The organism is Vibrio lentus, from assembly GCF_002875945.1.
GTDB lineage: Bacteria > Pseudomonadota > Gammaproteobacteria > Enterobacterales > Vibrionaceae > Vibrio > Vibrio apostichopi.
In genome coordinates, this window is record NZ_MCZK01000114.1 from 1 (window position 1) to 23,811 (window position 23,811).

The following is a 23,811-nucleotide window of genomic DNA, read 5'->3' on the forward strand; positions in this document are numbered from 1 at the left end:
TAAGCGGAGAAGAGCCCAAAACCTAATAGATAACAAAGACGAGAGTGACTGTTCTGTTGAACGCAACCACAGGTTCAGTGGCAGTCATTTCGATGAGCACATAGGCGGTTGGGTTAGCGACCACTGGGGTAGCAAGTAGGCTATAAGCTCATAAGCCAGCATAACCGCTGTAGAATTTATCTCCGCATTAACCTATTATCTGCAACAATTTCCCTTCATTGAGTAAGCAGAAAGTGTCTGAGTTAAAAAGAGAAAAAGAAGTGATGGTTGCCTTCCAAGTGATCCCTCGCGTTAAAGAAGGCAACAATTTCGAAGTGGTTGATAAAGCGATTGAAGTAGTGAAAGCAGCCGATGTCCCTTTTCAAATTGGTGCGATGGAAACCACAATGAAAGGTGAGCTCAACCAATTACTCGAGATCGTTAAAAATGCTGAGCAAGCTTGTTACGATGCAGGGGCTCTCGAAGTCATCACCAACATTAAGATTCATAGCAAAACCACCGAGGCCGATGATACATTTTGCACGTACCATCGTGGTGTAACGAAAGCGAATCACATGTTTGTTTAGAAGACGTTCGTTTAGAACCTGTTAGCTTGAGAAAATGTGACTATAGAGAAAGACTCTGATGAACCAGTGATGTTATTGAAAAGGCATGTCTGAAAGGTGAGAAAGGATTTCCATTCGTTCTTCTTCTGACATCGAATGCCAATCACGCGCACTCCCTTCAGGGTCATCTTTCGCCCCAATCGGTTTTCTGTCCAGTGCTTTGACTGGTTTTTTTTTGATTTTCACATCCTTTTTATTCATACCGACACCACTCCTTCTGGTACAAAGGTACCTACCTTAATATTACACCCCAACCATTATGTAAAGTAATAGTTACTTCGGAGTTAAATAAAAACTCAATAGTTATTGTTTAGCCGAAAAGATCTCTTTGGGGACTTGTGTTTCCCTCTTCTTCTTCAGGCTTACCAACCAAGTTGTTTTGCTTCATTATTTTTCTTCTATAGCGCTGACGGCATAATTTTATGACATGTAACTGCTCCGCAGATGTCATCGACATCCAATTAAAGCGCTCCTCTCTTTTGCGCATACAGCCATGGCAATAGCCTTTTTCATCGCTTGAGCAAACCCCAACACAAGGGCTTGGAACTTGGAAAAACTCTAACTGCTCCACCCTGTCTCCTTACACATCGAAATTAAGCTTACTAATTCAAAAATAAGCGATTAATTTGTCGCCAGACCGATTAAATCCATACTAAACTATGACCTTATACTGACACATATAGTGTTTTGTAAACTATACTTTGAACCCATCAAGTTACATATATTCAGTAACTTCGTTCTTTCCTTTGGAGCCTTATAATATGAAGTTTAGTTCAAAAAAATTACTAGCAGTAGCCGCTTTACCTATGATGTTAGCAGCATGCACAACAACAGGTGATAACGCGATGCAAGTAACGCCAACCGATCTACAGCACCATAATTGGGAACTTGCGCAAATTGATGGCAAGGACATTGAGAAAAGCGAGCAACAAGCGACTCCTCGTCTAGAGATCGGTGAAAAGCTGACTGCAAACGGCATGGCTGGTTGTAACAACTTCTTTGGTCAGGGCGAATTGAAAGACGGTCAATTCCGTATCAAGCAAATGGGCATGACAATGAAAATGTGTCACGGTTCAGCAATGGAAATCGAACAATCGGTTTCAGCTACTCTAAGCGAGTGGAGCGACGTAACCCTAACAAACGATACGCTAGTACTTAAAAACGATGTACACACACTAACGTACACAATTCGTGACTGGGTAAACTAATCCGTCATTGAAAACAGATATTGATTAAAGGAGCCTTAATGGCTCCTTTTTTATTGCTTGCTCGACAGCCTATTGCATTCAAAACACCACTTATCGCCCGCTTTTCGTACCAACCTCCAATAAATATCAAAAAAACCTCATTTAGGTGCAATTAATTCACCGCTTTAACGGTCTGTTGCTAGGATGGCAGAGGCTCCTAGTAATTGATTGAATTTACTATTGAATTAGAAATTATTTCAGAAACAGATAGAATAACTGTTAGGGAGTTCGAAAATACAATGCTCTTGCCCGTTCACTACCAAATGGAAAAGTTTATGAACAAGATAGTAAGTACGTTAGGAATCATGGCAACCGTTGCATACAGCGCAACCATTTATGCTGATGAAGCAACATCAACCGATAGCTGGAACCAAATTGAACAGCAGGCAGAGGGAGAAACTGTCTACTTTCACGCTTGGGGCGGAAGCCAAGAGATCAATCGTTACCTACAATGGGCAGGCAAGAAGTTACAGAGTGACTACGGTGTTACCTTAAAGCATGTCAAAGTCACTGATATTGCCGAAACCACGACTCGATTACTCGCAGAAAAAGCGGCAGGCAAGAACACCGAAGGCAGTGTCGATATCGTTTGGATCAATGGCGAGAACTTCCGTTCGATGAAAGACAACGCTTTGCTGTTTGGTCCGTTTACAGAGTCACTTCCAAACTGGCAGTACGTTGATAAGTCTTTACCGATTGATGTCGACTTCTCTGAACCAACAGAAGGCCTTGAAGCACCTTGGGGCGTTGGACAACTTGTGTTCATCCATGACCAAGAGACGCTGCACAATCCGCCACAATCTTTCTCAGAGATGTTGAGCTACGCTCAAGCTTTCCCTAACCGCTTAAGCTATCCTCGCCCACCTGAATTTCACGGCACCAGCTTCGTCAAGTCTCTACTGATTGAGCTCACAGACAACAACCCTGCACTTGCTAAGCCGGTTTCAGAACACAACTTCCAAGAAGTTACGGCACCACTTTGGGCTTACTTAGATAAATTCCATAAAGTGGCATGGCGCGGCGGTAAACAATTCCCAGCAGGCACATCTGAAAGTATCCAACTTCTGGATGATGGTCAGCTCGATTTAGCGATTACATTCAATCCAAACTCTGTGTATTCAGCACAAGCAAGCGGCCGTTTAGCGGAAACCACCAAAGCTTATGCATTAGAAAGCGGAGCTCTGTCTAACATCCACTTCCTTGCTATTCCTTGGAATGCTAATGCAAGTGCTGGCGCTCAAGTCACTATCAACTTCTTATTGAGCCCTGAAGCACAATCGCATAAAGGCGACCTCAATGTTTGGGGCGATCCTTCAGTGTTGAGCAGCAAGTACTTAACCGGTAGCGCTAAGAATACTCAGCAATTTAAATCGATTGATGAACCACATCCAAGCTGGCAAAACGCGCTCGAGAAAGAGTGGCTTAAGCGATACGGTAACTAAACTTCATGCTACGCGCTCTATATTTTGTTGTTATAGCTGTGTGCATTATCCCTATGATTCCTGGGGTAGCGGGAGTAGTGGCTTCGTCACTGAGTTTCATCCCGCCCCTGGGGTTAGAGGAGCCCTCACTCAACGGTTTTAGCCAAGTCTTCCAATGGGAAGGTGCTTGGCACTCGATTGGCTTAAGCCTAGGTTCAGCAATCGCAAGCAGCTACATCGCCTGCTTTCTTACCTTTTGTATTCTTCAAGCGTCTTGGGGAAACAAGTTTTGGAGAAAGATTGAGCTAACGTTATCGCCAATGCTTGCCATCCCACATGTCGCTTTCGCCATTGGCTTTGCTTTTCTATTTAGCCCGACAGGCCTTGGGGCCAGAGCCGTGCATCACTTACTTGGTGAATCGGCTACGAGTTCTGAATTGGCTTTGTTGGTCAAAGACCCATACGCGTTCGGCCTCATCATTATGTTGGCGCTCAAAGAAGTCCCTTTCTTGTTGCTGATGAGCATATCGATACTTCAACAAATCGATGTCGAACGTATCACTAAGGTGAGTGCTTCACTGGGCTACAGTCGTTCTCAGATCTGGTGGAAGTGTATTTTCCCACAATGGTTTACCAAACTTCGCTTCCCTATGTTGGCGGTGCTTGCTTACAGCGTGTCGGTTGTCGATATTGCTTTGATCATTGGCCCAACCAATCCGCCGACCTTTGCCGTTTTGGTATGGCAATGGTTTAACGACCCAGACCTTAATCTATTACCACGAGCAGCAGCTGGAGCCATTGTTCTATTTGGCTTGGCTTCGTTGATCATAGCCTTAGCGCGTTTAATCGAATGGGCAATTCTGAAGTACTTTAGAACTTGGCAATATTCAGGAAGAACAGGCGTTAACCTTCCAGGTAAAACGGTCTTCGCAGTGCTTGCGACATTGTCACTACTGATCATTCCACTAATGGGGATTTGGAGTGTAGCTCAGCGTTGGCGCTTCCCTGATTTACTTCCAAGTCGCTATAGCATGCGTTTTTGGGAGTTTGAGTGGGATGGCATCATGAGCACCGTCGGGCAAAGCTTATGGATTGGGCTTATTGCCGCTTCCGTTGCTTTATTACTCGCGCTGGTGGCTCATGAATACCGAATCAAATACAAGTGGCAAGTTCCGGGCTTTATTATCGCGATTCCCATGTTGATACCTCAACTCTCAGTATTGTTTGGCATGCAAGTGACCACCCTATACATAGGCAGCAACGCCTATGAGTTTTGGGTAATTTGGGCACACGTATTCTTCGCCTTCCCGTTTGTGTACTTGTCTTTAGACGGCCCTTGGAAAAGCTTCAATGACGGCCTGATAAAAGCCTCACTCAGCCTAGGTAAATCACCATTCCAAAGTTGGTACTCCATTAAGCTGCCGATATTGCTGCCTGCTATCGCCTTCGCTTGGGCAGTCGGGATCAGTGTGAGTTTGGCTCAGTACCTGCCGACATTAATGCTCGGTGCGGGTCGCATTAGCACGATCACCACAGAAGCTGTTGCCCTAACCAGTGGTTTCGACCGCAGGGTAACGGCAATTTATGCTATCTGGCAGGCCTTATTGCCTCTGTTCTTTTTCTCTTTAGCGATATTGGTCAGCCGACTTCAACTCAGATATCGCCGTCTTACTTTTAAAGGTTTTCTAACGAATGAGTCTGCACCTCAACGACCTCGCCATCCATAAAAACGATGGTGTATCGCTGTTTTCAGCGCTAAACGTAACATTAGAATCAGGCCAAGTATTGGCTTTGATGGGGCCGAGTGGCTGCGGAAAATCGACTTTGTTGGACGCCGTAGCGGGTCACCTTAATGATGAGTTTTCGTATTCTGGCACCGTTGTTTTGAACGACATTCAGCTAGACAACTTGCCATCACATCAACGCGAAGTCGGTATTCTGTTTCAAGATGACTTGTTGTTCCCTCACCTCAAGGTATGGGAGAATTTGGCGTTCTCTCTGCCTAATTCAGTTAAGCGTTCGGCTCGCCAACAACAAGCGATGACCGCGTTAAAAGACATTGAACTGACTCACTTAGCAGAGTCATTCCCTGACCAAATATCCGGTGGCCAACGTGCAAGAATAAGCTTAACTCGTATGCTGTTAGCAAAGCCAAAACTAGCCCTGCTTGACGAACCATTCAGTAAGCTAGACCAAGAGTTAAGAGCACAATTTCGTGATTGGGTGTTTGAACAATTGACGAAAGCGAATATCCCAACGCTAATGGTGACGCACGACGAAGCTGACGTACCTCAAGGGGCGCAAGTACTGTCTTGGCCATGGAGAAATCATCATGCTGGATAAGTACTCCATCAAGGTCATTAAATGGCCATTAAACCAATCAGCTAAGTTACTGAACCAATTTGGCATCACAGCGAATCAAACCACCTTGTTTGGCTTTCTGGTCGGGTGTTTAGCATTTCCTGCGTTGGCATTTCAACAATACGAATGGGCTTTAGGGTTCATTGTATTTAACAGAGTATGTGACGGACTGGATGGGGCTTTGGCTCGAATCCAAGGCATTAGCGACGCTGGCGGCTTTCTCGACATCAGCCTCGATTTCCTTTTCTACTCGTTAATCCCTTTTGGCTTTGTGATTGCAAACCCAGAGCACAACGCCATTGCTGGTGCATTTTTGATCTTCTCTTTTATCGGCACAGGCAGCAGCTTTTTAGCGTTTGCTGTGATGGCAGGCAAACGAGGCATCGAGAACCCCGTTTATAAGCACAAGTCACTCTACTACATGTCTGGGCTAACCGAAGGCACAGAAACCATCGCTTGTTTCATTGCTTTTTGTATTTGGCCTCAACACTTTGCGGTTATCGCTTATACCTTTGGCGCGGCGTGTTGGTTGACTACGTTTATGCGAATTTATTTTGGGTTCCAGACACTCAAGAATCAAACCAGCTAGTCTCCGTTTCTGTATTCCGTATTCCGCATAAACAAAAACGCCGCTCAATGATGAGCGGCGTTTGTTTTATAATTAAGTTTTAACTCAATTAGACATCTTTTGAAATCAGGCTTCTGTAGAAGCTTTGATCTTAAATCTCAATACCTTCAGGCTTGAATCAAGATCGACATCAACAAACTCAGGCGGATTATCTAAACGTTCGATAAATTCAACGCTTGGCGCTTCTTCTGCCATCGTCTCAATTAGGAAGTTTGGTGATACTGCTGGTGAGTTGACACAAGCAATCACTTCGCCACCTTCTGTTAGGAGCTCAGGCAAACGACGTAAGATCTTTTTGTAATCTTTAGTTAAAGCAAAGCTGCCTTTTTGGAACGAAGGCGGATCGATGATCACTAGCTCGTAAGGGCCGCCTTTCTTGATTTTTCCCCACGACTTGAAGATATCGTAGCCAAGGAAATTAACCGAGCGCATGTCGTGCTCATTCAGACGGTGGTTATCACGACCTTTATTCAACGAACCGCGAGACATATCCACGTTCATGCATTGACGAGCGCCACCAGCGATAGCCGCGACGGAGAAACCACAAGTGTATGCGAACAAGTTAAGAACATTCTTATCCTTGGCATTATCTTGTACCCACTGACGGCCGTTACGCATGTCTAAGAACAAACCAAAGTTCTGATTACGGCCAATGTCTAATTGGTACTTAAGACCGTGCTCAACCACAACGGGTGAGTCATTGAGTTCGCCCCATAAAACCTCTGAAGGCGCGCCATCGGCATAGCGGTGTTGCAAAACAATACTCGTGCCCTGCTTTGCTTGCCAGATGTCTTTATTAGTCAAATCAACCAATCCAGCTTTCAGAGATGATAAGAATTCGTCATCCACCTCTTTGAATACGTTAACCAATAACTGCCCATCAACCCAATCACATGTCAGTTGATCTAGGCCTGGCCAAAACTTACCACGACCGTGAAAAATACGGCGTAGTTCATTCGGCACTTCATTAAGTTGCTGTTCAATATGACTAAAAAACAGAGGTAAAGCTGATGCTTCCATTATTTCACTCACTTAGTGTTTAGCTTTGGCCAAGTTAATGACCAAGGTTCAAGCCAACTGTCCAAACCGTTAGAGACGGTTTCTTGATGCCACTTCTCTCCTAAAGAGTCTAAGCTCCTTGGGTCACAGACATATTCGTAGGCTTGTGATTGATAGGTAAATCGAATCGCGAAGGCATGCAGATAGCCTCTATCAGCCTCACTCGATGGATTATAAATAGGGTCACCAACAATGGCCGAGCCGATCGACTTCATCGCAACACGGATCTGATGCGTGCGTCCCGTATAAGGTTTGCATAACAGCAGACGCTCGCCGGGTTCAGCGGTTGCAGATAAAAACTGGGTAATCGCTGGATTTTCTTTGCTTGTCAGTAGTTTCCAGCTTGAACGTCGTGAACGCTCCATATCACCAGAGATCAACCCCTGCTTTTTCTTTGGCTTCTTCGAACCAATCGCAAGGTAGTACTTCTCGACTTCACGCTTTGCGAACAGCTGTGAAAGCTCACTCGCTGCCGAGGCATTCTTGGCTAACAGCAGAATACCAGAGGTCATTTTATCGAGGCGGTGAACGAGATATAACTTTGGCTCATTAAGCGCATTAGCGACTTCTTGCAGCAGCATGGTGTCACCATCGTCTTTGTGGACGCTGACTCCAGGGTGCTTATTAATGAGTAAAAAATCTGAATGGTTCAGAAGAATGTCGAACATGTAAAGGCTAGCTCCATTGTAGAGCGTGGAGTATACCGTGTCTGAACCCAGATTCCAGCTACGAAAAAGCCCAACTAACTCAATAAACATTGAATCATTGGGCTTCTTTTTAATTGTCCGCTTTCGGTAATGGATTTTTAGTCCCTATCGAATACGAACTAAGCACTAAGCAAGTTTGAACTTACCAACCAGAGCTTCTAGCTCAGCAACCTTGGCGTTCAAGCCAAGCGTATTTTCAGAGCTGCGAGTCGCCAGTTGCAAAGATTGCTCAGAGATATCACTGATTGCCGTAATATCTGCAGCAATCTCTTTGGTTACCGCTGTCTGTTCTTCTGCCGCTGTCGCAATAGAGTTGACCATGCTTTGTACATTGCCAGCACCGCTAACAATTGCTTCTAGAGCCGATACCGCCCCTGTACTTTGCTCTACACCAATCTCAACTAAACGACAGTTATCTTGAGTGTAAGTCACGGCTTCTTGAGTACCAGACTGGATAGATTGGATGATGCCAGACACTTCTTGCGTTGCTTTAGTGGTTCTTTCAGCCAATGCTCTTACTTCGTCTGCTACCACGGCAAAACCTCGGCCAAACTCGCCGGCACGCGCCGCTTCAATCGCCGCATTCAAAGCCAACAGGTTGGTTTGCTCTGCAATGTCTTCGATCACTTTAATTACGCTACCTATTTGTTCACCATGCGAACCCAGCGTGTTCATCTGTACCGACATGTCACTCATTTGAGCAGAGACTTGTTGAATGCTTGCCACCATCTCTACAATCACATTACGGCCATCTTCTGCTGAAGACTCAGAACGTCGAGCTTCTTCATAAGTAGAGGTACCCTGCTGCGCCACTTCAGAGATCGTAAGACTTAGCTCTTCCGCTGCTGTTGCAATCAGATTCGCTTTATCCGCTTGTGCCGATGCACCAGAAACGATGTCATGGCTAATCGACGACAGTTCGCCAGTAACCGATTGAACTTGGTTGGTAACAGAAGAGATAGAACCTAATAGATCCACCAATGATTTCTGCATCTGGTTAATCGACTGAGCTAAGTCAGCCAGTTCGTCACCGGAATCATCAACGATATCTCCAGCCGTTAGGTCGCCATTTGCCACGCGTCGTGCTACTTGTTCAACACGAGTCAGACGGTTGGTGATCGAGCTAGACAATACATAGGCAATCACACAGCCAAACACAATCGCAATGGCAGATAACACCATGATGGTGCGCTCAATCGTAGTAAACGACTCGGTCAATACAAGCAGCGATTGCTCGGTATCCGCACGCTCACTTGCCGATGCTTGGTCCAGTAAGTTTTCAACTGGGATTAGGGTCGTCTCATACAAAGAACGAAGCTGCTGAATATTCGATAACAGCGCAGACTCATCGTTAATCTTAGGTACAAGTTTCGATTCAAACTCTTGAGTGAAGCGTCCCATTAGCTCTTCGATTCGCTGAACACGACGGTGGTCTTCTGAACCTCGACTCTCTAGACGTTTCGCTTGTGCGATGGCTTGAGCAAACTCGTTTTTATTCGAGCGATAATCATTAAGCGCATTGTCGACTTGAATAATCGCGCCTAAAGCATCTCGGTAGACATCCCCTGCTTCATCTATCAGAACAAGGTAAGTAACGGTACCCGGTACATCGTCCATTCTAATTTCATCGGCGCTCTTGTGCGCTCCAATGACCTCTATCCATACAATACCGACTAACGTGACAAGAACAGCCAATATAGAGCCAAAACCTGCATAGAGCTTCTTTCTCACTGACAATTTCACACAACACCTACCTAAATAAAATACAGGCTAAATCAGCCTAACCGATAAATATATCGGCTATCACACGGATAACTTTAGTGAATGTAAGGTTTTTATTTTTCGATGATAATTAAGTTAATAGCATAAAAAAACGGGAGCCATTGGCTCCCGTTTCTTAACTTACTTTAACTCACGATTGTCGCTTCTTAGAGCTATGGTTTCTTAAAACTATAACTTCTTAGAGATAAGCGCAGAGCCAGCAATGATACCAATACCTAGTAGCATGATTGCACCTTTACCGCTGTCGAAGCCAGAAGAGATACCCATGAACGCTACGATAGCGATAGCTACTGGGATGATGTACTTAACGAGTGTGTACCATAGACCGAATAGTGGGAAAGATACTTCACCGTCGTTAGTGATTTCTTTCTCTAGGTCAGCACGGTTCAGTCTCCAACCAGCGAAGATACATACCAACATACCGCCAACTGCTAGGAAGATCTTATCAGTTAGTAGGTCGAAGATATCGAACGCACCAGTACCGAACAGTGTTGGACCGAAGCCACCAAGTGATAGAGAAGCGAAGATACATAGAATCGCCATTACGACACTTGCAGACAGTACTGCAGTCACACGCTTCATGCCTTTTTCATCGATTAGGTACGAAACCACAACTTCAAGTAGAGATACTGAAGAAGTAAGTGCCGCAACACTTAGACCAACGAAGAACATAAGAGCAAATAGAAGACCAACTACGCCGCCCATTTCAGCGAATAGCTGAGGAACAACAACGAATACTAGACCAGGACCAGCTGCAGGTTCCATACCGAATGCGAACATTGCAGGGAACATTGCAACACCAGCTAGGATAGCAACGCCTGTATCCATCGCTGTAACCATAGCTGTAGTTTGAACTAGGTTCTCTTTCTTCTTAAGGTAAGAACCGTAAGTCAACATACAACCCATACCAAGAGATAGTGAGAAGAATGCTTGACCTAGTGCAGCTAGGATTACACCGCTGTCTACTTTAGAGAAGTCAGGGCTGAATAGGAATTCAAGACCAGCCATAGCGCCCGGAAGCATTAGGCCTTTGATTGATACCACGATAAGGATGATGAAAAGAAGTGGCATCAGAATCTTACCCGCTTTCTCAATACCGCCAGAAATACCCTTCATAACGATGACAACGTTAAGTAGTAGGTATAGGCCCATCCACATAAGTGGTTGAACTGGGTTTGAGATAAAGCCACCGAAGCTGTCGCCGATTGCTTCAGGTGCGTCTAGTAGACCACCAGCAATTTTACCGATGTATGCGATAGACCAGCCACCTACTACAGGGTAGAAACCCATGATCAGTAGACCACTGACTACGCCGATAACACCAGCGAACGTCCAACGACGGTCAGTCGATTTAAATGCACCTACTGCTGATTTTTGCGTATGACGGCCAATCGCAAATTCAGTCAGCATGACACTGAAACCAATGAAGATTACAAAAAACAGGTAAATTGCAACGAATGCACCGCCGCCACTTTCGCCTGCCGTGTATGGGAATTTCCAGATGTTACCTAAGCCAACAGCAGAACCTGCTGCAGCCATTACGAATCCTAACTTCGAACCCCAGGTATCGCGGGGTGTTGTGGTTGTATTACTAGTAGCCACGTGTACTCCAAACTTTTGTGTTATGTGATGTTGTGTTTTGCTTTGGGTGGCGTCTTTAAAAGATAAGGTGTATAAAAAAATTTACACACCTAAAAGATTTGATTGACGCTCGTTATATAGCAAGTAAACCAGTTTAAGAATAAAATTGGAAGTGCGAACCGTACATATTTCGTTACCAATGTAAATTTTTATGGTTAAATGCCGACTTTTCGTACAAAACAATCGTTTTCGTCTTAAGTTAACTAAAACTTAACAACTTTCACCTGTTTACCGCTTTTACTCTATTTTGTAAATAGTTGATTCCGCAAATTCCCATATTGGCAAAATAGCATTACTATCTAAGTGTCTCTTTTTTCGAGTATTCAATGTGGAAAAGCTCTACCATTTTTTAACTTTAGCTTCTGTCGCTTTGTACTGGGTTCTCGTAGCCGGTGTGACTTTCCGTGTCGTACTAAAACGACGCTCAGTGAGTGTTTCTCTCGCGTGGCTGATGGTTATCTACATTATCCCGATTGTTGGGGTCGCTTGTTACTTCCTTTTCGGTGAGCTAAACCTAGGTAAAAAAAGGGCTGAGCGCGCACATCGCATGTTTACTCCCTTTGGTGATTGGTTCCGACAATTAAATGATTGTCAGCTCCACCTTCCTGGTAAAGTTGGCTCCCCTATCCACAAGATCGATGAGCTTTGTAACAACCGAATGGGCATTCCTGCGCTCAGTGGAAACACACTTTCATTACAATCTTCACCCAATGAGATCCTACACGCAATTATCGAAGATATAGAAAACGCCCAGACCAGCATCAAAATGGTTTTCTATATTTGGCACCCTGGCGGACTCACTGATTCAGTTGCATCGGCTTTAATACGAGCGGCGAAACGCGGTGTCGATGTTAAGGTTTTACTCGATTCTGCAGGTAGCCCTCGCTTCTTCAAAAGCCATTGGCATTCAATGATGAAAGACGCTGGCGTTCACGTCGTACAAGCATTAGAAGTTAGCCCTTGGCGTATCTTTTTACGTCGCTTAGATTTAAGACAACACCGTAAAATCATCGTGATTGATGAGACCATTGCCTACACAGGTTCAATGAATATGGTCGATCCTGCATATTTCAAACAGAGCTCAGGCGTAGGTCAGTGGATCGACGTCATGGTGCGCGTGACTGGGCCTACGGTTAACGTATTGTCTGCAATTCATGGTTGGGATTGGGAAGTGGAAACAGGTGTACGTATTCTGCCTGACCTACCGGAGTGTGCTGTCGAAGAAATAAAGACTCATCACCCGGTGCAAGTGGTTCCGTCTGGTCCGGGTATGCCGGAATATTTGATCCTCCAAGTTTTAACCATTGCGATTAATCAGGCAAATCACTCTGTTCGTATCACTACGCCCTACTTCGTACCCAGTGCCGACTTACTAGAAACACTTAAAATGACCGCACAGCGTGGTGTGAGCGTAGAACTGATCATTCCACACAACAACGATTCATTGATGGTCAAATGGGCTTCTCGTGCGTTTTATACCGAGTTGCTTGAAGCTGGCGTAAAGATCTATGAGTTTTACGGTGGCCTTCTTCATACCAAATCGGTAGTGATCGATGAAGAGTTTTGCTTGATTGGGACGGTCAATATCGACATGCGCAGTTTGTGGCTTAACTTTGAAGTGACGCTTGCCGTGGATGATGTGCATTTCACTCAGCAGCTATCTGAATTACAGCAGTCCTATATTGATTCTTCTCACCCTGTTGAATTGGAACAATGGGAAAAGAGGAATTTGAGAAACCGTTTCTTTGAAAGGCTGTTCTACTTATTTAACCCGCTGCTCTAACGTGAACAAAGTCGCGAATACATTAAGACGTTAAAATCTATCACGACTTTTATATCTATCGCTTTTTAGCCTTTCATTGAAAAACGCACTGAAAAGTTAAAAAGCGAAAGAAAACCGTAAAAACTCAACCTCTCCTCTTGCTTTGATGCCTCTTCGCATGTTTTAAATAGGACATAACCGATCGATAAGGAATTCACAGCATGTCCGAAAGTAAAACCACCAAACTCATCACTGCAGGTCGTGATAAGAAGTGGACCAATGGCGTCGTTAACCCACCCGTGCAACGCGCTTCAACTGTCGTATTCAATACAGTAGAAGAGAAACGCAAAGCGACCGTTAATCGCGCTAACAAGACACTTTTCTACGGGCGCCGTGGCACCACGACTCATTTCGCATTTCAAGATGCAATGGTTGAAGTTGAAGGCGGTGCAGGCTGTGCACTCTACCCTTGTGGTACCGCAGCAATCTCTAACGCAATCTTATCGTTTGTTGAAACCGGTGATCACATCTTAATGGTCGATACCTGTTACGAGCCGACGCGTGATTTCTGTGACACCATCATGAAAAAGATGGGCGTAGAGACGACTTACTACGAACCAACAATTGGCGAAGGCATCCAAGACCTTATCAAGCCAAATACCAAGGTATTATTTACCGAGTCTCCGGGTTCAGTAACCATGGAAGTTCAAGACGTTCCGACTCTGGCTCGTATTGCTCACGAACATGACATCATCGTTATGCTTGATAATACTTGGGCGGCAGGTGTGAACTTCTCACCGTTTGATTTCGGTGTTGATATCTCGATTCAAGCAGCGACCAAATACATCGTGGGTCACTCAGATGTAATGCTAGGTACCGCTGTTGCCAACGAGAAATGCTGGGATCAATTGCGCGAGCAGAGTTACTTGATGGGACAATGCGTGTCTCCAGATGACGCTTATCTTGGTCTTCGCGGTATTCGAACTCTTGATGTTCGACTTCGCCAACACGCTGAAAGCAGCTTAAAAGTCGCGAAATGGTTAGAGACTCGCCCTGAAGTCGATCATGTTCGTCACCCTGCCCTTGAGTCTTGCCCTGGTCATGAATTCTTTAAGCGAGATTTTACTGGCGGTAATGGCCTGTTCTCGTTCGTTCTGAAAAATTCAAACCCACAAGCGACCACAGCTCTACTTGATGGTATGACACACTTCAGCATGGGTTACTCATGGGGTGGATTTGAGAGTTTGATTCTAGCCAATGAACCAAGCAGCTTTAACAGCTTGAGAACAGTAGCAAATCCAAACTTCGAAGGAACCCTGATCCGAGTTCATATCGGCTTAGAAGACGTCGATGACTTGATTGCAGACCTAGAGGCTGGCTTAGAGCGTTACAACGCTCTGCTTTAATCTACGTTGATAATTCATCTAGAAACACAAAAGGCAGGTATATCCTGCCTTTCATTTATTTGGCTTTGTATATAAGCGTCATCAGCAATACTATTTCTGAACCTTAAAGCACGCCCAGTTAAAGATTTCAGAACGGTGCTCATTGAACAAATACAGAGACTGATCCTTGGCCAAGATAGAGTAATCAATAGTCACCCCTTTGTACTCGCTGTATTCCTGATTAATGATTGGGTCATGGAAAGGTGTCGCGGTTCTCACATCAATAATACTCATCGATAAATTATTCCCATCAAGACCGTAATATCCGGAATAAAGATTTTCCATTGTCCCTTCGCTTCCGTCCTTCTCTGTGATCGTCACAAACTCTCTCATACTAAATGTCTGATCCGACTGAAAAGTAAGACTCATGCGCTCATAAAGCGATTGATACGGTTGAAATGCATGAGATAAGAAGTCCGTTTTGAGCGTTTTACAATGCCATCGAGTGCCCGCCAATGAGTTTTGTTCTAACAGAAAACTCGCCGCAGCAATTGCCAATAGAATGAGTAAGCCAATTAATCGCAAAAGTGACTCCTCTTTTCCATATGCTTTGCAAATGACTCAAAAGACGTCTCTACATTGAAAATCGTCGCGCCATAATTGAAAGCCTCACCATCCTTCCTTTGAACCAACATGTATAACGCGTCATTCTCTGGCTGGTCAACCGATAGGTAAATACGAACAAACACATCCACATTACAATGGTTAGGTATTACATCTGTGAGCTTTTGAGTAATTGTAGGCAACGAATAGGCTTCATTGCGAACAATATGGAAGAAGTAGTGATTAGTATTGTCTGTGTAGCTATCTTTATATTCCGCCTTATCAACGAAATAAGGTGATGGCTGATAGTAGATTTGGAAAAGGTTGAACGCCGTTACGGCTAAACAGAGTAAAGCGAGCAAATAACCCGCTCGAACGAAATACACATTACTTTTTGTTTTTGAAAGATCGAGCTCAGCGGAGTTTAATTCTTGGTTTGAGGCCGTGTTTGGTTCTGACTCAGTTATCTTGGACAAGTTTGCTTCGGTAGAGGTTTCTTTCGTCACTGACACTTGTTGGGTGACAGAAGTTTGTGACTTAAAGTTTAAGTCCTCAGACGGAGAAACTAAGTCTTCAGGCAAAGAGTTAGCTTCAAACTCCTCTGTCGTCACCTGAGAAAATGAAGCGTCAGTTGTCGCGGACTTTATCGACTCATCGATTTCCAGCGAGTAACCCGTCTTACTGACGGTACGAATCGTCGCGCAGCCACAAGTGACTCTAGACAACGTTTTTCTAACCTTGGATATCACATTGGTCAGCGCTTGTTCTGAGACAATCACATTGCCCCAACATCTATCAAATATCAGACCTCGTTCAATGCATTCACCGGCGTTTTCTAACAAGAAAAGAAACACCTTCCCTTCTAGTGGTGCGATAGTTTCTACATGGCCATCTTCACGCACAAACTGCCTAAGTAAAGGATCGTAAGTAGCACCACATATTTGGTAGTTTTGTTGTTTCACTATCGTTGTCTACATTTGAATTCGGTCGCATATAATATGGAATAGTTTATAAATGGCCAGTGAATTTTCCAGTTTTCACTCAATTATTTCGCGACGATAAATAACACTTTTATTTATAAGGACAACCGACCACATGATCGTTAACCATCCCGGTTGCCTGCATAAACGCATAACAGATTGTTTCTCCTACAAACTTGAAGCCTCTTTTTTTCAAAAACTTGCTCATCGCTTTTGATTGCTCTGTAGAAGCGGGAACTTGAGACATCTCTGTCCATTGATTCTCGACCACCTTGTTATCGACAAACTGCCATAACGCATTAGACAGAGAACCGAACTCCTTTTGAAGTTCAAGTGTTGCGCGGGCATTGTTATAGACAGAGGCGATCTTTCCCTTATGCCTAACCACATCAAAATTCTCAATGACATTTGGCACATCGTCTTCGTTCATCGATGAGAGCTTATTCAGATCATAATTATCGAAAGCAGCACGATACCCTTTTCGCTTCTTAAGTATCGTAATCCAGCTAAGGCCCGCTTGTGCGCCCTCTAAGGTAATGAACTCAAACAAGACTTGATCATCGTAAACCGGTACACCCCATTCCTTGTCGTGATATTCCCTTTCAAGCTCGTGCTTGAGTGCCCATGCACACGTTCGATCCGATGCATTTATTTCCATTTTAAGCCTCTTTCTTTAGGGTCTTTTGACTTTTGACCTTTAACCATTAGCAACTTAGCAACTTAGCAACTTAGCAACTTAGCAACTTAGCAAAAAATAATGCCCCATTAAGGGGCATTCATTCTTAGGGTAACTGATATTACCTTACTTCAATTTTATGAAATAAACGGTAAAGCACAGGAACAACAATTAGTGTCAATACTGTAGCAAAGCCCAAACCAAACATAATGGTTACCGCCATTGGTTTGAAGAAAATATCAGGCAGTAGTGGGATCATACCAAGAATGGTCGTGATCGCCGCCATACATACCGGACGAACACGACTCAATGCCGCATCCACTACCGCTACATACGGATCTTTACCTGATTTCATCTCAATCCCAATCTGATCGAGCAATACAATACCGTTCTTGAGTAGCATTCCCGATAGACTCAAGAAACCTAACAACGCCATGAAGCCAAAAGGCGTGTTCAAGGCTAATAGTCCCGTCGTCACCCCTATCAAGGCGAGTGGTACTGTTAGCCAAACAATCAGCGGCTCTTTCACTGAATTAAACAAGAACACAGTGATCAAGAACATGAACAAGTAACCCAAAGGCATGGTCGTAAACAATGACGCTTGTGCATCTGCCGACGATTCATATTCACCACCCCACTCGAGTGAATAACCCGGTGGCATTTCGATCGCTTCGATTTGTGGCTGCAAACGCTTTTGAAGCGTTGAAGCTGTTTCTTCACCCAATAAGTCTGGGTCAGCCATAACGGTTAGCATACGCTTACGGTTCTTACGGATGATCAACGGGTCTTCCCACTCTAGTTCGTAACCTAACGTCACTTGCTGTAGCGGAATGTACTCACTTAATGCAGGGCTCCAAATCTTCATGCCTTCGATGTTACGAATGTCGATACGCTCATCTTCCGGCAAACGCGCCACGATAGGCATCAGCGTCGTACCATCGCGGTATACACCAATCGACTTACCTGAGAATGACATCGCTAGGAAATCATCAACATCAGACTTAGTGATACCGTAACGACGAGCTTGGCTTTCATTGAACTGAGGCTCTAACACCTTAGTTCTTTCACGCCAGTCATGACGAACGTTATAAGCACCTGAATCCGCACGCATGACATCCATCACCTGAGAGGCAATAGAACGAAGAACCGTTGGATCGGAGCCGACAATACGAGCTTCAATCTTCGCGCCGCCGCCTGGACCTAATTCAATCTGTTTGAGCTTGTAATCGATCTCAGGGAATTGTGTATCAACATGTTCGCGGAAACGAAGCATAAGCGCTTCAAGTACTTCATAGCTCTTCACACGAACCGTAATTTCGCCGTACGCGCTATAACTTTTCTCCGGTGAATAGGTCAACATAAAACGCTGTAAACCTTTACCCGCCGTGGTTGTAATATGCTCGGATTCCTCTTGTTCCGATAACCAGTTTTCCAGCACTTTAAGTTTCGTGTTGGTTGCTCGGATATCCGTCCCTTCCGGCATCCATACATCAACTTGGAACATCGGTGTTGTAGAAGATGGGAAGAAAGCTTGTTTTACAAAACCAAAGCCGTAAACGCTCGCACCCAAGCCGATAACCAAAACGAACATGGTTAACCAAGCTCGTTTCATACAAAATTCTAGGAAGTTTTTGTAGATAACGAAAACCATCCCGTTGTATGGGTCTTTGCCTTCGCTATCAGGATCAACCTTCTGACCTTTGAAGAAAATATCCGCGAAAAACGGGGTAATCGAGATTGCAGTAAACCAGCTCAACATTAATGAGATAAGCAGAACTGTAAACAAGGTGCCACAGTATTCGCCCGTCGAGTCTTCAGATAGACCGATTGGAGCAAAAGCCGTAACCGCAATGACGGTCGCACCGAGTAGTGGCCATTTTGTTTGAGTGACGATATCAGTGGCGGCCTGCATCCGGGATCGTCCCTTTTGCGTGCCGATCAATATCCCTTCCACCACCACAATGGCGTTATCCACCAGCATCCCCAAGGCAATAACCAATGCGCCCAGTGAGATACGCTGTAGATCGATTTTGAAGTACTGCATGAAAATGAAGGTACCGAAAACGGTCAACAACAGTATCAAACCAATCAACAAGCCGGAGCGAAGCCCCATGAAGAACAGAAGTACAATAATTACGATGGCAACCGCTTGTCCGAGGCTGACAACAAAACCACTGACTGACTTATCGACTTCTTTTGGTTGGTTATAAACCTCAGAAATATCTATCCCAACGGGCTGTTGATACTTAAGCTCCGCCAAACGTCGGTCAAAAGCTTCACCTACCGCCACCACGTTCACGCCTTGAGCAAAGGACACCCCGAGGTTGAGGGCCAGTTTTCCGTTGTAACCGATGATATTGGTGGGCACTTCAACATAACCGCGTGTCACGTCGGCTACATCTTTTAAGTAGATAAGCCCTTGAGCGCCACCTTCCGTCAGAATCAAATCGCCAAGTTGTTCAACGTTTTGAAACTCGCCCGTTGGATGGATACGTATATATTCATCTCCTATCCGAACTGCGCCAGCACTGGAAACAATATTTTGGGTGGATAGTAGGTTAAAGACGGTGCTTGGAGATATCCCAAGTGAGCTTATCCGCTTCATCGATATCTCAATGAAAACTTGCTCTTGCTGTTGACCGGAAACAGAGACTTTACTGACCCCATCAACCAGTTCTAGCTCTCGCCTTAGGTAATCAATGTAATCGAGTAACTCTTTATAACTGTAACCATCTCCCGTCACGGCAAGCAAAATACCGTAAACGTCACCGAAGTCATCAATGACTTGAGGATCATTCACCCCTGGCGGTAATTCCACCTTGAGATCGTTGACCTTACGACGCAGTTCATCCCAGATCTGCGGAAGATCGTCTGGGCCGTAGTTGTTTTTCATGGTGACCGTAACCTGTGACAGGCCACGACTTGAAATAGAGTTAACTTCGTCCACATAAGTCAGCTGTTGTATCGCCTTCTCTAGTGGGTAGGTCACTTCCTCTTCCACTTGTTGTGGCGTAGCACCGGGATATGAGGTAACCACCATTGCATCTTTAATGGTGAAAGCTGGGTCTTCTAAACGACCTAAGCCAAAGAACGCAGAAACACCACCAATCAGAAAGATCAGCGATAGCATCCAACTGATGACTTTGTTACGTATAAAGTAAGACGCGACACCTGTGATCTGGTCATCACCTTGTGGAGCGTCATTTTGAGGCTTGTTATTCACTTCACTCATTGTTCGTCTCCTGAGACAATACTTCCACTGTCATCCCATCACGCAATCGAGATACGCCCGCAACAACGACATGCTGCCCCATTTCTAATCCTTTGATAATCTGCAATGTTTTCTGATTTGCTTTGCCTAACACGACTTGCTGCTTAGAGACTGTATCGTCATCATTAAGCACCCATACGTAAGAATTTGTACGAGTGAGGTCATCCCCATCGGCATTGAACACCGCTTCAATTGGGATAAGCACGCCAGCTTTTAGCTCAAGGCCGATATCTCTACCGTGCGAAGTCACTTCAACCGCCATACCATCAAGAATCAGATCATCTTTGGGCATCGGCAGTGCTAACGTTACGGTGAAGGTACCCGTGCTTGGATCGGGCTCAGTCGTAAACTCTTTGATTCCCGCAGAGTACTCATTACCGCTTGGTACCCTCACTAAAGCTTCAACGTTAGAAAGGATCGTCTCACTAGGTTGATTTACGTAGATTTGATCCGGCAGTTGGATAATAACTTCCACATCTTCAACGCTGTGAATATTTACGATTTGTTGGCCAACTTGAATGTTTTCATATTGGTCGACACTGACACGCGAAATAATCCCATCCACAGGGGCACGAAGTTTAGTGAACGACAAACGCAGTTTTGCCAATTCAAGTTCGGCGTAAGCAATTTGGCGTTGAGCAGCAATTTCATCAAACTGAGACTTAGCCAATAAACCTTTTTTGACCAGTGGGCTCGAACGTCTGTATTGGCTATCAATTACGGTGTATCTCGCTTGAGCGTTATCCACATCTAATTGGTAATCAGTCGGGTCAAGCTCAGCAAGAATGTCGCCCTCTTTTACGCGCTCGCCTTCTTTAACATCCAGCTTAAATATCTCACCTGCCACTCGAAAGCTAAGATGAGCTTTTTCAGCAGCATTGGCGACGGCTGGGAAATAGAGTTTGTCATTAAAGTCGAGAACCGAAATTTCAATCGCTTTGACGAGAGGAAGCTTGTCTGATTCAGTGCTGCCCTTGTCTTTACAAGCAGTCAGCAAAGCTAGACAGGATAGGCCGAGAGCCATTTGAATTGTCTTCATGTTAAAGCCCCCTTTCCTTGATCCACTCGCGAACCTTAACGCCAGATTCAAGTCCGTTAACACCAGAAGTCACCACGCGGTCACCATCATTTAAACCCGAAACAATATGACGCTTTTCGTCAATCACGATTGCAACTTGTTCAACAATACCGTCGTTATTCACACGCCATACAGAGACATCATCTCCATCAGTCATCATCGCTGAAGTTGGAATCTTGGTTGCCGCCGCTATTGCTGACACCAACTTCACCGTGCCAGACATACCCGGCAAGATCCCGATATCAGTCGGTCTCTCCATTATCATGGTGACTTTGTAAGAACCTGTTTTTGGATCCGCTTCGGTATCGACCTCTTGAAAAGTCAGTTCGTAAAAATGTTCTGGAAAAGCATCGAATACCATGGTCGCGTCTGTTTCAAAACCTGAAGAAAAGCGAGTAATTAATTGGTCAGGTAATAGGAAGACGACTTTGAGGATTTGATTGGTTTGAATATTCATTACCCCTTGCTTTGCCGCAATATACTCGTGGTTTTCAGCAGGAATAATAGAAATGGTGCCTTCATAAGGCGCAATTAATGTGGTGTAGCGTAAGTTGGCTTTGGCTTGATTCAGTACAGCTCGAGCAGAGTTGTGGTTGGCTTTCGCTTGATCAAAATCTTGCTCTGAGACCACTCTATCTTTACGCAGTTTAATCGCACGCTGATATTGTACATCGGCAAGTTTGAAGTTAGCTCTGGCTTGTTTCTCTAGTAACTGATACTCATCAGGGTTGAGCATCGCGAGTTTTTCGCCTTTTGATACTTGTTGACCAGCAGTAACATCGAGCGTTTGCAGTAAACCTGGAACACGAAAGGCCAAGACAGCTTTATCGCCCGCTTCGGTGGTGGCGGGGAAATTTCGTTCAAAGGCATTGTTACCAACGGAGACAGTGAAAAGTTTAGCAGGTCTTGATTCGGGCTCTGGAACAGGAGGCAGCTCCTTACCACACCCAGATAACCCGGACAGGGTTACCAACAGGACTAGGGAGGCTTTGTACATGGTGATCATCCATATCTATAAGTATCTTATTAACATAGATTAATCACATGTAAGTTACCAGTTATCGTAATATTTATTTAGACAAAATTATTAAAAAAAATAACGGCTTGGGATAAATTTTCCTAAACCGTTCTCTATTATTTTTAGGGTAACAAACTACATGTTCTTAAATGCACGATCGACTTTAAAGGTGTCGGAAGTAACATAAGCTTCCATGTTGCGTACACTGGTCTCTAACGTCTGGAAATCACCCTCTAAAGTGTTCAGTAGCGACTCAGCCGTTTGCCCTTTTTCCCAAGGCTTTTGCTTTAGTGTGTGCTCTTGCTTGGCTTTCATTTCATCGACATACTTAGGTGGTTGTTTTTCAAGCATAAACGTTAAAGCTAAATACGCTAATAGGACGAGAAAGCTACCACCAAGCAGCGCCGCAGAGATAACCAAGATGCGAACCAACCAAACTTCCAGGCCAAAATAGTTCGCTAACCCTGCGCACACTCCAGATAACTTACCGTTAATTGGGTCGCGATACAGTTCTCTACTCATAGTTTCGTCTCCAGCTTGGCGACTCCGCATCCAGTATTTTTTCCAGTGTTTTTACACGATCTTGCATGGATTCAGCTTGTGCAGAAAGCTTATGCAGACGATCAAGATCCGTTTCTGAAAGACCATTACTGGATTTCTTCTTGCTACGGTAATGTAAGAACAACCATAGCGGTGCCACAAAGATTAAAAAGACAATCAGTGGACCTGCAATTAGAAATGTTGACATAGACAACTCCTAAAATTATTTATCGCGGTTTTCAACTTGTTGCTTCAGTTTCGCCAGCTCTTTTTCAATTTCATCTTGAGCTTGTAGATCTGCAAATTCTTGGTCTAACGATTTTGCGTTACCTGTTTTGGCGTAAACGTCGGCTTCAGCTTCTAATTCATCCACTTTACGCGAGAATTGCTCAAACTTCGCCATTGCTTCGTGGGTTTTGCTTGAATGCAGATGCTTTTGAACATCACGACGATTGCTTGCCGCATTATTACGAATCATTAATGCTTGCTGCTTCGCACGTGTTTCTGCGATTTTGGTTTCTAGCTTGCCAATCTCACTTGTCAGCTTTTCGATGGTTTCATGAACCAAAGTTTGCTCTGTGTGAAGGCTCTTGATGATGTCTTCTAACTTTTGCTTTTCGATTAGAGCCGCTCTTGCTAGATCTTCACGTTGCTTAGTCAGCGCTAGTGTTGCTTTATTTTGCCAATCTAGAATCTGAGTTTCGATAGCTTCAACTTTGCGCGCTAGCTCTTTCTTGTCTGCGATTGCTTTTGCTGAGTTGGTGCGAACCTCAACCAGCGTGTCTTCCATTTCTTGGATAATCAGGCGAATCATCTTTTCAGGATCTTCAGCCTTATCTAATAATGCACTGATGTTTGAATTTACAATGTCTGCAAAGCGAGAAAAAATACCCATGAGGAACTCCTTAATTACAATGATGGCAAATGTGCTTTAAATCGATGTTCGACTTCTCAGTCCACTTGCTCAAAAATTTACGTTTGTTGTTAAACCTACCATAAGTAATCCAAGTAGCGTGCCAACTTTTAAGCCATTTATTATCAATCACT

Annotated in this window: 23 protein-coding genes; 8 read left to right on the forward strand and 15 right to left on the reverse strand. The window is 44.5% G+C overall.

Annotated features, from left to right (window positions below; genetic code table 11):
• The first annotated feature begins 263 nt into the window (after nt 1-263).
• Nucleotides 264-566 carry a thiamine-binding protein gene (locus BCT49_RS11680; RefSeq protein WP_102435408.1) on the forward strand — a complete coding sequence of 101 codons (303 nt, stop codon included), beginning with the start codon at nt 264-266 and terminating at the stop codon, nt 564-566.
• Nucleotides 567-638: 72 nt separating this feature from the next.
• Here BCT49_RS11680 and BCT49_RS25845 read toward each other — a convergent pair whose 3' ends face one another.
• Complete coding sequence (locus tag BCT49_RS25845) at nt 639-806, reverse strand: hypothetical protein (RefSeq protein WP_162929981.1); 168 nt, start codon at nt 804-806, stop codon at nt 639-641.
• A gap of 109 nt (nt 807-915) precedes the next feature.
• Nucleotides 916-1,176, reverse strand: a complete 261-nt coding sequence (locus tag BCT49_RS11685; protein ID WP_017109882.1) for a DUF1289 domain-containing protein — start codon at nt 1,174-1,176, stop codon at nt 916-918.
• Nucleotides 1,177-1,366: 190 nt separating this feature from the next.
• Between BCT49_RS11685 and BCT49_RS11690 the strand changes: the two genes are divergently transcribed.
• The 5 genes from BCT49_RS11690 to BCT49_RS11710 all read left to right on the forward strand — a co-directional run bounded on the left by BCT49_RS11690 (nt 1,367) and on the right by BCT49_RS11710 (nt 6,223).
• Nucleotides 1,367-1,813: an META domain-containing protein gene (locus tag BCT49_RS11690; RefSeq protein WP_102435340.1), complete on the forward strand. Its 447-nt coding sequence runs from the start codon at nt 1,367-1,369 to the stop codon at nt 1,811-1,813.
• A gap of 314 nt (nt 1,814-2,127) precedes the next feature.
• Nucleotides 2,128-3,294 (forward strand): ABC transporter substrate-binding protein, encoded by a 1,167-nt coding sequence (locus BCT49_RS11695; protein ID WP_102435341.1) that lies wholly within the window; start codon nt 2,128-2,130, stop codon nt 3,292-3,294.
• A gap of 5 nt (nt 3,295-3,299) precedes the next feature.
• A complete protein-coding gene (locus BCT49_RS11700) occupies nt 3,300-5,000 on the forward strand; it encodes an ABC transporter permease (RefSeq protein ID WP_102435342.1) in 1,701 nt (566 codons plus the stop codon).
• On the forward strand, nt 4,966-5,616 hold the full coding sequence (locus BCT49_RS11705) for an ATP-binding cassette domain-containing protein (RefSeq protein WP_102435343.1): 651 nt from the start codon (nt 4,966-4,968) through the stop codon (nt 5,614-5,616). The genes BCT49_RS11700 and BCT49_RS11705 overlap by 35 nt, the downstream gene beginning before the upstream one ends.
• Nucleotides 5,606-6,223 carry a CDP-alcohol phosphatidyltransferase family protein gene (locus BCT49_RS11710; protein WP_017109886.1) on the forward strand — a complete coding sequence of 206 codons (618 nt, stop codon included), beginning with the start codon at nt 5,606-5,608 and terminating at the stop codon, nt 6,221-6,223. The genes BCT49_RS11705 and BCT49_RS11710 overlap by 11 nt, the downstream gene beginning before the upstream one ends.
• 105 nt (nt 6,224-6,328) lie before the next feature.
• On the opposite strand, the gene BCT49_RS11715 is transcribed toward BCT49_RS11710, so the two are convergent.
• The 4 genes from BCT49_RS11715 to BCT49_RS11730 form a co-directional block, all read right to left on the reverse strand.
• Complete coding sequence (locus tag BCT49_RS11715; protein WP_102435344.1) at nt 6,329-7,282, reverse strand: class I SAM-dependent methyltransferase; 954 nt, start codon at nt 7,280-7,282, stop codon at nt 6,329-6,331.
• 8 nt (nt 7,283-7,290) lie between these two features.
• Nucleotides 7,291-7,989: a TIGR01621 family pseudouridine synthase gene (locus BCT49_RS11720; RefSeq protein ID WP_102435410.1), complete on the reverse strand. Its 699-nt coding sequence runs from the start codon at nt 7,987-7,989 to the stop codon at nt 7,291-7,293.
• A 165-nt stretch (nt 7,990-8,154) separates the two neighbouring features.
• Complete coding sequence (locus tag BCT49_RS11725; RefSeq protein WP_102435345.1) at nt 8,155-9,771, reverse strand: methyl-accepting chemotaxis protein; 1,617 nt, start codon at nt 9,769-9,771, stop codon at nt 8,155-8,157.
• Nucleotides 9,772-9,978: 207 nt separating this feature from the next.
• Nucleotides 9,979-11,412 (reverse strand): sodium-dependent transporter, encoded by a 1,434-nt coding sequence (locus BCT49_RS11730; RefSeq protein WP_012604350.1) that lies wholly within the window; start codon nt 11,410-11,412, stop codon nt 9,979-9,981.
• A gap of 367 nt (nt 11,413-11,779) precedes the next feature.
• Between BCT49_RS11730 and cls the strand changes: the two genes are divergently transcribed.
• Both cls and BCT49_RS11740 read left to right on the forward strand, forming a co-directional pair.
• Complete coding sequence (gene cls, locus BCT49_RS11735; RefSeq protein ID WP_102435346.1) at nt 11,780-13,234, forward strand: cardiolipin synthase; 1,455 nt, start codon at nt 11,780-11,782, stop codon at nt 13,232-13,234.
• Between the two features lie 200 nt (nt 13,235-13,434).
• Complete coding sequence (locus BCT49_RS11740) at nt 13,435-14,619, forward strand: cystathionine beta-lyase (protein WP_102435347.1); 1,185 nt, start codon at nt 13,435-13,437, stop codon at nt 14,617-14,619.
• Between the two features lie 90 nt (nt 14,620-14,709).
• Here BCT49_RS11740 and BCT49_RS11745 read toward each other — a convergent pair whose 3' ends face one another.
• From BCT49_RS11745 to pspA, 9 genes are all read right to left on the reverse strand, one after another.
• Nucleotides 14,710-15,183, reverse strand: a complete 474-nt coding sequence (locus BCT49_RS11745) for a hypothetical protein (RefSeq protein ID WP_102435348.1) — start codon at nt 15,181-15,183, stop codon at nt 14,710-14,712.
• The gene (locus BCT49_RS11750; protein WP_102435349.1) at nt 15,174-16,163 is read right to left on the reverse strand and encodes a winged helix-turn-helix domain-containing protein; all 990 of its coding nucleotides are present in this window, start codon (nt 16,161-16,163) and stop codon (nt 15,174-15,176) included. Before BCT49_RS11750 ends, BCT49_RS11745 begins: the two co-directional genes overlap by 10 nt.
• 109 nt (nt 16,164-16,272) lie before the next feature.
• Entirely contained in the window at nt 16,273-16,839 is a 567-nt protein-coding gene (locus BCT49_RS11755; RefSeq protein WP_102435350.1) for a DNA-3-methyladenine glycosylase I, read from the reverse strand.
• A gap of 139 nt (nt 16,840-16,978) precedes the next feature.
• Complete coding sequence (locus BCT49_RS11760) at nt 16,979-20,089, reverse strand: efflux RND transporter permease subunit (protein WP_102435351.1); 3,111 nt, start codon at nt 20,087-20,089, stop codon at nt 16,979-16,981.
• Nucleotides 20,082-21,167: an efflux RND transporter periplasmic adaptor subunit gene (locus BCT49_RS11765; protein ID WP_102435352.1), complete on the reverse strand. Its 1,086-nt coding sequence runs from the start codon at nt 21,165-21,167 to the stop codon at nt 20,082-20,084. Before BCT49_RS11765 ends, BCT49_RS11760 begins: the two co-directional genes overlap by 8 nt.
• Before the next feature lies 1 nt (nt 21,168).
• Nucleotides 21,169-22,203 (reverse strand): efflux RND transporter periplasmic adaptor subunit, encoded by a 1,035-nt coding sequence (locus BCT49_RS11770; RefSeq protein WP_102435353.1) that lies wholly within the window; start codon nt 22,201-22,203, stop codon nt 21,169-21,171.
• 156 nt (nt 22,204-22,359) lie between these two features.
• Nucleotides 22,360-22,746 (reverse strand): envelope stress response membrane protein PspC, encoded by a 387-nt coding sequence (gene pspC, locus BCT49_RS11775; RefSeq protein ID WP_102435354.1) that lies wholly within the window; start codon nt 22,744-22,746, stop codon nt 22,360-22,362.
• Nucleotides 22,739-22,972 (reverse strand): envelope stress response membrane protein PspB, encoded by a 234-nt coding sequence (pspB, locus tag BCT49_RS11780; RefSeq protein WP_029224500.1) that lies wholly within the window; start codon nt 22,970-22,972, stop codon nt 22,739-22,741. The genes pspC and pspB overlap by 8 nt, the downstream gene beginning before the upstream one ends.
• Nucleotides 22,973-22,987: 15 nt before the next feature.
• A complete protein-coding gene (gene pspA / locus BCT49_RS11785) occupies nt 22,988-23,659 on the reverse strand; it encodes a phage shock protein PspA (protein ID WP_004734604.1) in 672 nt (223 codons plus the stop codon).
• Between the last annotated feature and the right edge of the window lie 152 nt (nt 23,660-23,811).